The organism is Synechococcus sp. N19 (genome assembly GCF_900474045.1).
In the GTDB taxonomy this organism is placed as follows: domain Bacteria; phylum Cyanobacteriota; class Cyanobacteriia; order PCC-6307; family Cyanobiaceae; genus Parasynechococcus.
In genome coordinates, this window is the sequence record NZ_UCNR01000009.1 from 98,868 (window position 1) to 111,635 (window position 12,768).

General features: G+C 64.3%; 17 protein-coding genes. 7 read left to right on the forward strand and 10 right to left on the reverse strand.

The window, feature by feature from the left end; translation table 11 throughout:
* Positions 1-3 precede the first annotated feature (3 nt).
* Positions 4-1,011, reverse strand: coding sequence for a phenylalanine--tRNA ligase subunit alpha (gene pheS, locus DXY02_RS05585; protein ID WP_114988404.1), 1,008 nt, complete (start codon positions 1,009-1,011; stop codon positions 4-6).
* Positions 1,012-1,082: 71 nt separating this feature from the next.
* On the opposite strand from pheS, the gene surE reads away from it, so the two are divergent.
* On the forward strand, positions 1,083-1,892 hold the full coding sequence (gene surE / locus DXY02_RS05590) for a 5'/3'-nucleotidase SurE (protein WP_114988405.1): 810 nt from the start codon (positions 1,083-1,085) through the stop codon (positions 1,890-1,892).
* On the opposite strand, the gene DXY02_RS05595 is transcribed toward surE, so the two are convergent.
* Positions 1,877-2,437, reverse strand: a complete 561-nt coding sequence (locus tag DXY02_RS05595) for a DUF3611 family protein (RefSeq protein WP_114988406.1) — start codon at positions 2,435-2,437, stop codon at positions 1,877-1,879. The genes surE and DXY02_RS05595 overlap by 16 nt on opposite strands.
* A 54-nt stretch (positions 2,438-2,491) precedes the next feature.
* Here DXY02_RS05595 and DXY02_RS05600 point away from each other — a divergent pair, with 54 nt between their 5' ends.
* From DXY02_RS05600 to DXY02_RS12455, 5 genes are all read left to right on the forward strand, one after another.
* Entirely contained in the window at positions 2,492-3,433 is a 942-nt protein-coding gene (locus DXY02_RS05600; protein ID WP_114988407.1) for a bifunctional riboflavin kinase/FAD synthetase, read from the forward strand.
* Positions 3,434-3,567: 134 nt separating this feature from the next.
* Complete coding sequence (locus DXY02_RS05605; protein ID WP_114988408.1) at positions 3,568-4,626, forward strand: thiamine phosphate synthase; 1,059 nt, start codon at positions 3,568-3,570, stop codon at positions 4,624-4,626.
* A gap of 3 nt (positions 4,627-4,629) precedes the next feature.
* A complete protein-coding gene (gene thiS / locus DXY02_RS05610; RefSeq protein ID WP_114988409.1) occupies positions 4,630-4,848 on the forward strand; it encodes a sulfur carrier protein ThiS in 219 nt (72 codons plus the stop codon).
* Between the two features lie 18 nt (positions 4,849-4,866).
* Entirely contained in the window at positions 4,867-5,811 is a 945-nt protein-coding gene (locus DXY02_RS05615; RefSeq protein WP_114988410.1) for a DUF1517 domain-containing protein, read from the forward strand.
* A 98-nt stretch (positions 5,812-5,909) separates the two neighbouring features.
* On the forward strand, positions 5,910-6,068 hold the full coding sequence (locus DXY02_RS12455) for a hypothetical protein (RefSeq protein WP_170951347.1): 159 nt from the start codon (positions 5,910-5,912) through the stop codon (positions 6,066-6,068).
* A 4-nt stretch (positions 6,069-6,072) separates the two neighbouring features.
* On the opposite strand, the gene larB is transcribed toward DXY02_RS12455, so the two are convergent.
* The 5 genes from larB to era are packed head-to-tail and all read right to left on the reverse strand — an operon-like array spanning position 6,073 to position 9,834.
* The gene (gene larB, locus DXY02_RS05620; protein ID WP_114988411.1) at positions 6,073-6,747 is read right to left on the reverse strand and encodes a nickel pincer cofactor biosynthesis protein LarB; all 675 of its coding nucleotides are present in this window, start codon (positions 6,745-6,747) and stop codon (positions 6,073-6,075) included.
* Entirely contained in the window at positions 6,744-7,139 is a 396-nt protein-coding gene (locus tag DXY02_RS05625; protein WP_244276167.1) for a TIGR03792 family protein, read from the reverse strand. Before DXY02_RS05625 ends, larB begins: the two co-directional genes overlap by 4 nt.
* Before the next feature lie 48 nt (positions 7,140-7,187).
* Positions 7,188-8,393: a tRNA (guanosine(37)-N1)-methyltransferase TrmD gene (gene trmD, locus DXY02_RS05630; protein ID WP_114988413.1), complete on the reverse strand. Its 1,206-nt coding sequence runs from the start codon at positions 8,391-8,393 to the stop codon at positions 7,188-7,190.
* Positions 8,394-8,399: 6 nt separating this feature from the next.
* On the reverse strand, positions 8,400-8,861 hold the full coding sequence (locus tag DXY02_RS05635) for a phycobiliprotein lyase (RefSeq protein ID WP_114988414.1): 462 nt from the start codon (positions 8,859-8,861) through the stop codon (positions 8,400-8,402).
* A gap of 37 nt (positions 8,862-8,898) precedes the next feature.
* On the reverse strand, positions 8,899-9,834 hold the full coding sequence (gene era, locus DXY02_RS05640) for a GTPase Era (protein WP_114988415.1): 936 nt from the start codon (positions 9,832-9,834) through the stop codon (positions 8,899-8,901).
* A gap of 75 nt (positions 9,835-9,909) precedes the next feature.
* On the opposite strand from era, the gene DXY02_RS05645 reads away from it, so the two are divergent.
* Entirely contained in the window at positions 9,910-10,431 is a 522-nt protein-coding gene (locus DXY02_RS05645; protein WP_114988416.1) for a hypothetical protein, read from the forward strand.
* Between the two features lie 84 nt (positions 10,432-10,515).
* Here the strand turns inward: DXY02_RS05645 and DXY02_RS05650 are convergent, their stop codons facing one another.
* The 3 genes from DXY02_RS05650 to rpsP form a co-directional block, all read right to left on the reverse strand.
* Entirely contained in the window at positions 10,516-11,247 is a 732-nt protein-coding gene (locus DXY02_RS05650) for a Bax inhibitor-1 family protein (RefSeq protein ID WP_114988417.1), read from the reverse strand.
* Positions 11,248-11,315: 68 nt separating this feature from the next.
* Entirely contained in the window at positions 11,316-12,311 is a 996-nt protein-coding gene (locus DXY02_RS05655; RefSeq protein WP_114988418.1) for a PhoH family protein, read from the reverse strand.
* 8 nt (positions 12,312-12,319) lie between these two features.
* The gene (rpsP, locus tag DXY02_RS05660) at positions 12,320-12,727 is read right to left on the reverse strand and encodes a 30S ribosomal protein S16 (protein ID WP_114988419.1); all 408 of its coding nucleotides are present in this window, start codon (positions 12,725-12,727) and stop codon (positions 12,320-12,322) included.
* Positions 12,728-12,768 lie beyond the last annotated feature (41 nt).

The window sequence follows — 12,768 nt, forward strand, 5'->3', positions numbered from 1 at the left end:
CGATCAGAACTGCTCAAGGAAACGCAGATCGCTGGTGTACAGCCGGCGGATGTCGTCGATGCCATGGCGCACCATGCAAAAGCGCTCCACCCCCAGGCCCGCGGCGAAACCGCTGTAGCGCTCCGGATCGAGACCCAGCCCTTCCAGCACGGCGGGATCGACCATGCCACAGCCCATCACCTCAAGCCAGCGGCCGCGCCACTGCACATCCACCTCAGCGGAGGGCTCGGTGAAGGGGAAATAACTGGCCCGGAAACGCACCGGCAGGTCACCGAAGAAAGCCTTGAGGAAGGCCATCACCGTGCCCCGCAGGTGGCTGAAATCGAGCCCTTCATCAATGGCCAGCACCTCCACCTGGTGGAACACCGGCGAGTGGGTGGCATCAACGGCATCACGGCGATATACCCGTCCGGGAGCCACGATCCGCACCGGCGGCGGGTTCTCTTCGAGGTGACGGATCTGCACCGGGGAGGTGTGGGTCCGCATCAGCAGGTCACCACCGAGATAAAAGGTGTCCTGCATGTCCCGGGCTGGATGGTCCTCGGGGATGTTCAGCGCAGTGAAGTTGTAGTGGTCCCGCTCCACCTCAGGCCCCTCGGCCACGCTGTAGCCGAGGCCCAGGAACAGATCAACGATCTCCTCAGTGGTGGTGATCAGGGGATGGCGATGCCCCATCGGCACCCCGGAAGCCGGGGCGGTGACATCGAGGCTTTCCCTGGCGATGCGCTCCGCCATGGCCGCCTGCTTCACGGCCTGCAGCCGCTCTCCCAACAGCGACTGCACCTGCGTTTTCAGCACGTTGGCGCGCTGACCCACCAGGGGACGCTCCTGACCGGGCAACTTGCCCATCGCCCCGAGCACACCGGAGATGCGGCCCTTCTTGCCCAGCAGCCCGACCCGCAGTTGCTCCAGCGCAGCGGCATCGGACGCCTCCGCGATCTCCGCCGCGGCCTGCTGCTCGAGGGCATCGAGTTGATCGGTGAGCTGCTGCAGGGTGACCGGTGCGCTCACAGGGATGGAACAGATACCTACCGACTGTAAGCAGCCGTGCCGCTTAGGTTCACCTCAGTGCGTATGACCCCATGGCCCCGCTGCGGATCCTGATCAGCAATGACGATGGGGTCTTCGCCGACGGCATCCGAACCCTGGCCGCCGCAGCGGCAGCCCGCGGCCATCAGGTGACGGTGGTCTGCCCGGATCAGGAACGGTCGGCAACAGGCCATGGCCTCACCCTGCAGACCCCCATCCGCGCCGAGCGGGCCGATGAACTGTTCGCCCCAGGGGTCACCGCCTGGGCCTGCAGTGGCACCCCCGCCGACTGCATGAAGCTGGCCCTGTTCGAACTGGTGAAAGAGAAGCCAGACCTGGTGCTCTCCGGCATCAATCACGGCCCCAACCTGGGAACAGATGTGTTCTGCTCCGGCACCGTTGCCGCAGCCATGGAAGGCACCCTTGAGGGCATTCGTTCCCTGGCGGTGAGCAGCGCCTGCTTCCAGTGGCGTCAGTTCCAGGCGGCCGCCGACCTTGCCCTTGAGGTGAGTGAACAGGCCATCGCCGACCAGTGGCCCGACAACCTGCTGCTCAACCTCAACATCCCCCCCTGTGCCCGGGAGGAGATGGGAGCCCTGCGCTGGACCCGTCTCTCGATCCGGCGCTACGACGAGCAATTCAGCCGTCGGGAAGACCCCCGTGGCCGCGCCTACTACTGGCTGGCCGGAGAAGCCGTTCAGGATCTGGAATCAGCCGGTGAAGGCCCCCGGGACTGGCCCAGTGATGTGGCCCAGATCCATGCCAATTCCCCCTCACTCACACCGATCCAGCCCGACCTGTTCTGGCGGGGCCCCCTCAGCGGACTGCCACAGCTCAAGCTCAAGGATCAACTGGTGCGGTAAACCCGCTGCAACAACCAGAGGGAGAACAACACCCCGATCATGTGGGCGAACAGCACCTGGGTGTTGCTGAGCACAGACAGCATTTCCAGAGAGGTGATTGCCAGGTTGTCGGCCATGCCGCGGCCGCCGATGGCAATGCCGGGAGTCTGCATTGAGGCCTGCACGAATAGGCTGCCGGCGAGGGCCTGATAGCCGATGGTGGCGAAGGTGAGACCCAGAAGATCCGCCAACAGCCCCCGTTTGATCAGCCGCGCCACCTCGCCCCGACTGGGACGGGCCGCGCTGTCGATGGCCCGACCGGTCCGAACGATCAGCCAGCCCTGCCAGAGGCTGAACAGCAGCACGAGGAAGGCCAGGGATGTGAGCGAAAGGCCAGGCCCCAGACCCACGGCACGTTCGGAATTACGGGCCAGGCTGCCGCCGATGTTGTTGAACAGCAGAACGCCCACCACAACAATGCCGAGAACCACCTGGATCCAGAACCGGATCCATCCCATCCGACGCACGCCGAACGACAACTTCTGGAAATCGAGGCGGTCTGGCATGCCCTGGTGCTCGGTCGTTCAAACTTGCCACCAAAGCGCCCCTCCTGCACCTCTTTGATTCCGCTCTGCTCTCCAGAGGAAGCCCGTCGGCCCACTGCCCTGGCGCTGGGGAGTTTCGATGGCCTGCATGCCGGCCATCGCCACGTGATCGCCGAGGCCATCCAGGACAGCCCGGACGATGCCGTTGCCTCGGTGGTGAGCTTCTGGCCGCATCCCCGTGAAGTGCTGTTCGGGGAGGCACGCCTGAGGCTGGATCTACCCAGCGAAAAACTCGCTCTGCTCGAACCCCTGGGGATCCAGCAGCTCGTGCTGGTGCCCTTCACCCGCGAGCTGGCTCAACTGAGTGCGGAGGACTTCGTCACCAGCGTGCTGCTGAACACACTTCAGGCCCGGCGCATTGCCGTGGGCACCAACTTCCGCTTCGGTCATCAGCGGCGCGGTGACGCCGAGATGCTGGAACGGCTGGCGGCTCGCAGCGGCGTTGAGGTGAAGGTGGTGCCGATCGTTGAAGACCAAGAGGGCCGGATGAGCAGCAGCCGCATCCGCGCGGCCCTCGACCAGGCTGACCTCACTACCGCCAAAGCCTTGCTGGGCCGGGCCTACCGCTTTCAGGGACGGGTGGTGCGGGGCCGAGGCCTGGGGCGTGAACTGGGCTGGCCCACCGCCAATCTCCAGGTGGATGGCCGTAAGGCCTTGCCAGGGCTTGGCGTCTACGCCGCCTGGGCCCAACTGGATGGGGATGGCGATCGGCTGCCAGCCGTGATGAACCTCGGGCCCCAACCCACGATCGACCCCACGTCCCCTTCAGCCGTGGAGGTGCACCTGCTTGATCAGAGCCTGGAACTGGAAGGCCGGGAGCTGGGCGTCGAGCCGGTGCAGCGCTTGCGCGGCCAGACCAAATTCAGCGGCCTCGAAGAGCTCAGCAGCCAGATAGGCCGCGACGCAGCCCAGGCCCGCGAGATTCTTCAGACCGGCTCTCAGGCCACGGTCGGATAGGCATTCACCAGACCCCAGACGATGAACACGCCGATGCCGCCGAGAAGGACGATTCCCCAGACCAGAACGTGCATGGTGCTCTCAGAACCACCGTTCTCCATGACCGACGCCGAAACCGTTGCCCACAGGGTGCCATGAATCCAACCCCAAGCGAGACATCCCTGGATCCACGGGTGGCACGCCTGATCGACGCCAACCTCGACCGTGCCCGGGAAGGCCTGAGGGTGGTTGAGGACTGGTGCCGCTTCGGGCTGGAGCAACAGGATCTGGTGGTGCGCCTCAAGGACTGGCGTCAACGGCTGGGGCGACTGCATCACGACAGCTACAAGCAGGCCCGCTCCACCAGCACCGACACCGGCGCCGGACTGGAGCATCCGGCCCAACTCGATCGCCACAGCCCCGACCACGTGGTGGCGGCCAACTGCGCCCGGGTGCAGGAGGCGTTGCGGGTGCTGGAGGAGTACGGCCGCACCATCGATCCTGCGCTGGCTGCTGAAGCCGCAGCGATCCGCTACGGGCTTTACGACCTGGAGGTGACCTGCCTCAACGCCACCCTGGGAGCACGGCGACGCAACAAACTCAAGGACGCTCGCCTCTGCCTGATCACGACCCCCTGCGATGACCTGACCGATCGGGTGGAGGCCGCCCTGCGGAACGGCGTTGGGATGGTGCAGTACCGCTGCAAAGCGGGGAACGACCGCGAACGCCTGCGGGAAGCTCAGCAGCTCAGGCAGCTCTGCAACCGCTTCGGGGCGCTGTTGTTCATCAATGACCGTGTGGACCTGGCCCTGGCGGTGGATGCGGATGGGGTGCACCTGGGCCAGGACGACATGCCCAGCGAGGTGGCCCGCGATCTGTTGGGCGTTGGTCGTCTGCTGGGCCGCAGCACCCACAGCATCGATCAGGTTCATCAGGCTCAGCAGGAGCCAATCGACTATCTCGGATTTGGCCCGATCCATTGCACGGCCGTCAAACCCGAGCGGAAGCCTGTTGGTATGGAGCTCCTGGCGCAGGCCACTGCGATCAGCCAACGCCCCGTCTTCGCCATCGGAGGAATCACCTCGGCCAACCTGCCCGCACTGCTCACGGCAGGTGGCCAGCGCGCGGCAGTGATCGGCGCGATCATGCACGCAGATGACAGCGGTCTGGCCTCGCGGCAACTGCTCCAGCAGCTGGACCACGCCACGTTCTGAGCCATGCCTCTCACCCTGATGGTCAACGGTGAAACCCGCGTGCTGGATCCAGCACCGGATCCCGCCAGCCTGGCGGCGGTTGTTGCCTTGCTGGCCAACAACCCCCAGCTGGTGGTGGCCGAGCACAACGGTGTGATCGCACCCCGCAGCCGCTGGGACAGCATCGTGGTGAAGGATGACGACACCCTTGAGATCGTCACCATCGTTGGTGGTGGTTCCTAGAGTCGCCAGGACAATGCTGTGGGCGCTGCTGTGGCCACTCCCCGACTGTTGACACGATCCCGACGACTGCTCGCATCGCTCCTGTTGCCGCTGGTGATTGTGGGGCTCTGCCTGTTCCAGGCACAGCCGGCTGATGCCGCCCGCGGTGGGCGCATGGGAGGGGGCAGTTTCCGCGCTCCTTCGATGCCGCGATCCGGTGGGAGTTACCGGGGTGGCAGCTACGGCGGTGGCTACCGCGGCGGCGGGATGGGCTTTCCCTTCCTCATCCCCATCTTCGGCTTCGGTGGGGGCGGGCTGTTTGGTCTGCTGATCCTGATGGCGGTCGCAGGCGTGCTGGTGAACGCCATTCGTGGCGTTGGCAATGCCCCCTCGATCGGTGGTGCTGCTGCAGCGCCGGCCATGCCGCGCAACGTGAACATGATTCAGGTGCAGGTGGGCCTGCTGGCCAGTGCCAAATCCCTGCAGGACGATCTGCGCTCCTTGGCCGCCTCTTCAGACACCAGCAGTTCCGCCGGTCTGCAAAGACTGCTGCAGGAGACAACCCTGGCCCTGCTGCGCCAACCGGACCTCTGGGTTTACGCCAATGCCGAGAGCGGCAGTGTTCCCTTCAGTTCGGCTGAATCGACGTTCAATCGCCTCTCGATGAACGAGCGCAGCAAGCTGGACGCTGAGCTCACCAGCAACGTCGGCGGACAGCGGACCACGGACACGAGCAACAGCACTGGAGACGCTGATGCCACCAACGAATTCATCGTTGTGACCTTGCTGGTGGCCTCCACGGCATCGGCCAAGCTCGCCGGAGTCGACACCGGAGAAGATCTGCGCCAGACCCTGCGCATTCTTGGTTCCACAGCCTCCAGTGAACTCATGGCCCTCGAAGTGATCTGGCAACCGGAAGGTCGCGGAGATGTGCTGAGCGCCAACGACCTGGTGACGGCTTACCCCAACCTCCAACACCTCTGAGATGCCAGAGCCATTCGTGGCTCATCTACAGGTTTTCTGAGTATTTCTCCCCAGCAATCAGGCCTAACTTGGCCTTATCAGATTGCGCACCTACAGCGTTGGCTCCCGACCCCCGCTCCATGCAATGGCAACAGGACGGTGAGCTGGCTCGGGCTGATCTGGATGCTCTTGTGCATGCGCTTCAGCAGGTGGAGTGCGATCACAACAGTGCTGAGCTGCAGCGTCTCGGCCAGATCGATCCTTCCGCTGCGGCTTGAAGCCTCAGCTTGAAGTGTCCGGGGCACAGCCGCGGAGCATCCGCAATGCAGCCATGGCTGCGCCGTAGCCGTTGTCGATATTCACCACCGTCAAGCCTGGGGCACAGCTGGCGAGCATGCCTTCCAAAGCGGTTCGTCCCCCTGCACTGATTCCATAGCCAACCGAAACCGGGACGCCGATCACCGGCTGCGGCACCAGACCAGCCAGCACCGTCGGCAACGCACCCTCCATTCCCGCGCAGGCGATCAGGATCCGCGCCGTGGCCAGACGGGGCAGTTGATCCAACAAGCGGTGCAATCCAGCCACCCCCACATCCATCACAGAATCCACGCCGATGCCGTGGCAACGCAGGGCCAAGCTGACCTCCGCCACCACCGTGCGATCACTGCTGCCTCCGCTGAGCACCGCCACCGCAGCCGGTGACGCAGGCACAGGAGGCAATGCACCCAGGGTGAGGCAGCGAGCGTCGGCATGCAGCTCCACCGCTGGTAACGCCTCACACACCCGTGCCGCCTTTTCGGGATCCACCCGGGTCACCAGACCCAGTTCTCCTGCAGCGGCAAAGCTTTCAAGGATGGCGATGATCTGATCGGCTGTCTTGTGTTCCCCCCACACGGCCTCGACCATGCCCAAGCGCTGACGGCGCCGCAGATCGAGGCGAGCATCCGGGGTGGTCACTGCGGCAACAGTTCCCCTTCAAACACCAGCGGGAATGGGTTGCCCTGGCGCTGTCCTGTTTGCTCGCGGGCCAAGGTCTCAAAGCGCTCCTGAACAGTCTCCACCTCGGCCATGGAGATCGATTTCCATGCCTTACGACTGCTCCAACGAATCAGCAACGTTCCCTCTTCAGTGGCCGGATCCCAGAACAGATCACGGCCCAGAAAACCCGGCTGTTGCTTCAGCCAAGGCTCCCAGCTGCCGCGTTCCGCCGCCATCCACTGCTCACGGCTCTCCCGGGGGACCTGCAGCCTCAGGTGCTCCACCACAGCCACCACGTCACCACGTGTCGGGTCGCACTCTGCCCGCACCTCTGTCTCCGAAAGCCCGCCCAACAAGAGAACCAGCGCCAAACAAGGTGCGATGACCCTAGGCAGAACAGACCGGAGGCGATGCACGGTTCAGCTCCGCTGCAACAGGGCCACAGCCTGGCAACTAATGCCCTCTTCCCGTCCCTCCGGACCCATGCCTTCATTGGTGGTGGCCTTTACACCCACGGCATCGGGGGCGATGCCGATCGCAGACGCCATTCGGCTGCTCATCTCGGTGATGTGCGGCTTGAGCTTGGGGCGCTCAGCGATCACCACCGCATCGATGTTCACCACCGACCAGCCGCGCTCCTTCACCAGCGTCACCACCTGATCCAGCAGCTTCAAGCTGTCGGCCCCTTGCCATTGGGGATCGGTGGGGGGGAAATACTTGCCGATGTCACCGAGGGCGAGGGCCCCGAGCAGCGCATCCATCACCGCATGCACAAGCACATCGGCATCGCTGTGGCCATCTAGGCCAAGACCATCGGGATGGTCCAGGGTCACACCCCCGAGGATGAGGGCCCGTCCGGGCACCAGCCGATGGATGTCGTATCCGTTGCCGATGCGCAGCTCCATGCCGGGATCTGAAGGGGCATCCATTGTCGCGGTCTGCCAGCGGGCAAACAGATCGGGCCGCCGCTCGCGGGTGCGCTGCTCCCGCTGCTCCTGGCGCCATCGGGCGATGGCACCGTGGTCGCCACTGCGCAGCACATCCGGAACGGTCATGCCGCGGAAGTCGGCGGGGCGGGTGTAATGCGGGTGTTCCAGGAGGAGTGCACTGTGGCTTTCCTCCACCAGGGAATCGGCGGTCCCCACCGTGCCGGGCAGCAGGCGCACAACACCGTTGATCACCGTCATCGCCGGCAGCTCACCACCGGTGAGGACGAAATCACCCATCGACACCTCCTCATCGGCCAGGCCGCGAATCCGCTCGTCGAAGCCCTCGTAGTGACCGCAGAGGAAAACCAGTTGATCGTGGTCACTGGACCAACGCTGCAGATCCGCCTGCTGCAGGGGACGCCCCTGCGGTGACATCAACAGCACCCGGCTGCGGGGACTGCGGGGAATCGCCTCCATCGCGGCGAACACCGGCTCGGGCTTGAGCACCATGCCGGCACCGCCCCCGTAAGGCTCGTCGTCCACCTTGCGATGGCGATCCGTGGCGAAGTCCCTGGGGTTGTGCAGATGCAACTCGGCAATGCCCGCGTTGAAGGCACGACCGATCACCCCCAGCTCCAGCAGAGGAGCAAACGCCTGCGGCGCCAGGCTCACCACATCAAGGCGGTAGGGGGCCATGCCGCCTCAGGCCGCGGGTTTGGACACCCTGCGGATGTCCGTGCAGAAACTGCCCTGCACCGGTGTTCCCTGAGCATCCACCGCCGTGGTGCTGCGCAGGCGCAGATTCGCCCGCGTGAACCAGATCCGCTCCTGAACCTGCACGCCGTCAGCCCGGTTGAGGTTCAGCTCCATGCTGCCGTCAGGCCAGAACCTCCAGTTGCCTGGGGAATCACCATCGAGGATCAGCTGTCCATCAGCGGCGAAGGTGAGGGTGCTGCTGGTTCCACCAGGGGCCTGCACCTGCAGTTGGCCGAGAGCCCCCTGCTCGCTCACGCAGCGAACGGTGAGTTCACCCCGTTCACTGCTGTGCCACTCGTCATCACCACCGGCAGCCAGCTCAAAGCAACTGCGCAGGCTCATCCACTCCCCGTCGCAGAGGCTCAGAAAGGAGCCAGGGTCTTCCGGGGGAAAGGCTTGTTCACTCATGCACCCATCCTCTCAGCCGTGGGGCAGGCGCTTCTTGTTATTGATCCCCTGTGTAACCCAGCTCCGCCAATCGGGCCGGTTTGCTGCGCCAATCAGGCACCACCTTGACGAACAGCTCCAGATACACCGGCCCATCAATCAGCACCTGCATCTGCAGCCGCGCCCCCTGGCCGATCGTCTTGAGCATCGCTCCGCCTTTGCCGATCAGGATCCCCTTTTGACTCTTCCGTTCCACCAGAACCGTGGCCAAGACGGCCGTGCGTCCCGCACCCTTGCCCTTGGCCGGCAACTCCTCAACGCGATCAATTGTGACGGCAACGCTGTGGGGCACCTCCTCCCGCGTGTGCAGAAGCACCTGCTCGCGAATGAGTTCCCCCAGCAGCACCCGCTCCGGTTGATCACTCACCATCTCGGGCGGATACAGCTGTGGCCCCAAGGGCAACTGAGCCGCCATCGCTGCTGTGAGCTCTGCGCAGCCATCGCCTGACAGGGCGCTGCAGCGGTGCACCGGCCAATTCGTCTCCTGCAGCAGGGCGGCATAGGCCTCTTCCGCTTCGGAGCGGAGCTCCTCCGCCAGCTTGTCCCACTTGTTCAGGGCCACCAGCACCGGCAGGGACTGCTGCTGCAGCAGATTCACGATGAAGGCATCACCGCGCCCAGGGCGCTCGCAGCCCTCCAACAGCAACACCACCAGGTCCACTTCACCGATGGCGCTGCGGGCACTCTTCACCAGCCGTTCCCCTAGCAAGTGGTGGGGTTTGTGGATGCCAGGCGTGTCCACCAGAACCATCTGGGCCACCTCCGTGGTGAGGATGGCCCGCAGGCGGTTGCGGGTGGTCTGGGCCACGGGCGATGTGATGGCCACCTTCTCCCCCACCAGCTGATTCACCAGCGTGGATTTGCCCACGTTCGGGCGACCGATCAGTGCGATGAAGCCAGAGCGGTAATCCTCTAGCAGGGGAGTTGCTTGCATCCTCTAAGTCTGCGCCGCCATTGGATCGACCCGTTGAATCGACCCATAGCCTTAGGGCAGGAATTGAAAAGGTCCATGGCGGATCAGCAGCCCACCTTCCAGCAGGCCATGGAGATCACAGCGGCCTGGCTGCAGCAGTGGGACAACGAGGAGATCAGCGATGAGGTGCTGGCCGACCGCATCGGTGAAATGGTGGCCAGCCGTGATGGTGCCCGGGGATTTTTCGTGGTGAGCCTGGCGGGCGAGAGCGTGCTGATGGATCGTCTGCCCGATGCCGTCGTGGGGCAACTGCGGGGCGCCGGTGCTGGCGTTGTGGATCTGAGCGTTCGCAATCTGGCCATGAGCACCGCCATGGCCGTGCATCACCGGCGCGCGGGAGATGAGGCCCAGCAGGCCGGCTCGGAGCGGGTCAGCAGCCGTTGCATTGAACTGCTCAGGCTGCTGGAACCAGCAGAGGTGAAGGAGCGCCTGGAGCAACTGCTGGCCGCAGCCCTCGACAACCGCGGTGAGGACGTTGCCTTCCTGGAGAAGTGGGGGTACGACGCCGAGCAGAAACAAGCCATCGGAGACAGCGTCTATGCCGTGGCTGAGGGCTGAGCCACAAAAAAAGCCCCGGACAGGCCGGGGCGAAGGTGGATTCGTTGCGTTGGCATCGTCAGTCGCGAGGATCAGCCGTAACGGTCAGTCGCGACGACCACCACCGTTGAGCACGATGATCAGGCGCAGGATGAAGATGAACAGGTTGATGTAGGTGAGGTACATACTCAGGGCACCTGCCAGGTATTGGTCATCCCGGTAGGAGCGGGGCATCGTATAAAAGTCGACGAAGGCGGCGCCCACGAAGAGAACGGTGCCGAATCCGGCGATCATCAGCTCAAAGCTGGTGCCATGGAACATGGCAGGGGCAAAGATGCCGCCGATGAACTGGACGACCATCGCCAGAATCAGGCCGATCAATCCAAGACCCACCACTCCGGAGAGCGCCTGGCCAACGGAATCGCTCATGCGACGGCCAACGATCGAGGCAATCACGAAGGTGATTCCGGTGGCCAGTGCGGCGGTACCGACTGCACCCACACCCGCAACGGCTCCCGCCAAAGCCACGAGACCACTCAGGGTGAAACCGGTGATCAGGCTGTAGACCGACAGCAGCGGCAAGGCTGTGGCGTTATTGCCCTTCAAGGCGACGTTCTGCGCCACGAAGAACAGCACCAGGTTGCCGATCACAGCCACCCAAAACAGGGGCATGAACAGCGGTGTGGCCATCATCGAGAGACCACCAATCACACCGATTGAAGTGAGCACCATGCCGCCGCCGACGTAGGGCAGCGCTTTATTGACGACGTTGGGGCCGACGAGGGCGCTCGATTGCGCCTCGCGGATCGCCTCCTGGAAATTGCTGCTTGCTGGCATGTCGACCAGGTCACCAAAGACTCATCACATCCTGCCAGCGGTGACAAGGGATTGGGGTGTGGATCTCCCTATCGACGCTGAACTTTGGGCGTTTTGCGTTCGTCCCGGCGGGCATAGGCCTCCACCACCCGCTGCACGAGGGGGTGGCGCACAACATCCGCAGCGGTGAGGCGGCAGACCGCAACCCCTTCAACGCCCTCCAACACCTCGGACGCCTCCACCAAACCGCTCTGCACGGTGGACGGAAGATCCACCTGGGTGATGTCTCCGGTCACGACCATTCGCGAACGCTCCCCCAGGCGGGTGAGCACCATGCGCATCTGAGCCGGCGTGGTGTTCTGCGCCTCATCCAGGATCACAAAGGCATCGCTCAGGGTGCGGCCTCGCATGTAGGCCAGGGGAGCGACCTCGATCACGCCCTTCTCCAACAGCACAGTGGTTTTCTCCGCGCCGAGCAGGGAATGCAAAGCGTCGTAGAGCGGACGCAGATAGGGGTCCACCTTCTGCTGCAGGTCGCCCGGCAGGAAGCCCAGGCGCTCCCCGGCTTCAACAGCCGGCCGGGTGAGAATCAAACGCTCCACCTTGCGTTCGGTGAGCATCCGAACTGCGAGAACGGTGGCGAGAAAGGTTTTGCCGGTGCCGGCAGGACCGAGGGCAAAGGTGAGGTCGTGGCGCTCCATGGCGTCCACGTATTTCTTCTGGCGCAGGGTGCGCGGGCGCAGCAGGTTGCCCTTCTGGCTTTTCGCCAACACCTGCTCGCCCATGGCGGCATGGTCATCGCCACGGCCGGTGTTGAGTGCTCCCAGCGCCGACTGGAGGTCCACCGGTGACACCGACTGGCCGTCCTGCCAGATCGGGCGCACCAATTCGACAACCGCAGCAGCCCTCTCAATCTGGGTTGGCCGCCCGGTGATCACCAGTTGAAGACCCCGCAACACCATGGAGGCTCCTGTCAGAGCTTCCAGGCGATGCAGGGTTGTTTCGGCTTCACCGGCGAGGGCCAGTGCAGCATCGGGATCAGGCAGGTCGAAAACGAAACGGCCGCGTTCGCCGTCGTCAGACACCGGAATGATCAGCCCTCGGTGGAGTCGGATTCTGAGGAATCGGAAGCTTCAGCTTCTGCAGCCTTCTCCTCAGCAGCTGCAGCCTTGGCCTCAGCAGCCTCCTTGGCGGCTTGCTTGGCATCAGCTTCACGCTTGGCCGCTTGCTTGGCCTTGCCCACGGTCTCTGCAGGACGCACGGTCTTTTCCAGAAGACCGCCGCGCTCGAGCAGCGTGCGAACCACATCGGTGGGTTGGGCACCCTGACCCAGACGCTCACGGATGGCCTCGGTGTCGAGGCGCGTTTCCTTCGTCCGCGGGTTGTAGAAGCCCAGCTCCTGAAGGGGACGACCGTCCCGACGTGAGGTGCTGTTGCAGGCCACGAGGCGGAAGCTCGCTTCCCGCTTCTTGCCAAACCGCTTCAGGCGGAGCTTGATCATCGTGGCCCTGGAATGAAGGAAAAGAGGTGGTCCGGCGACGC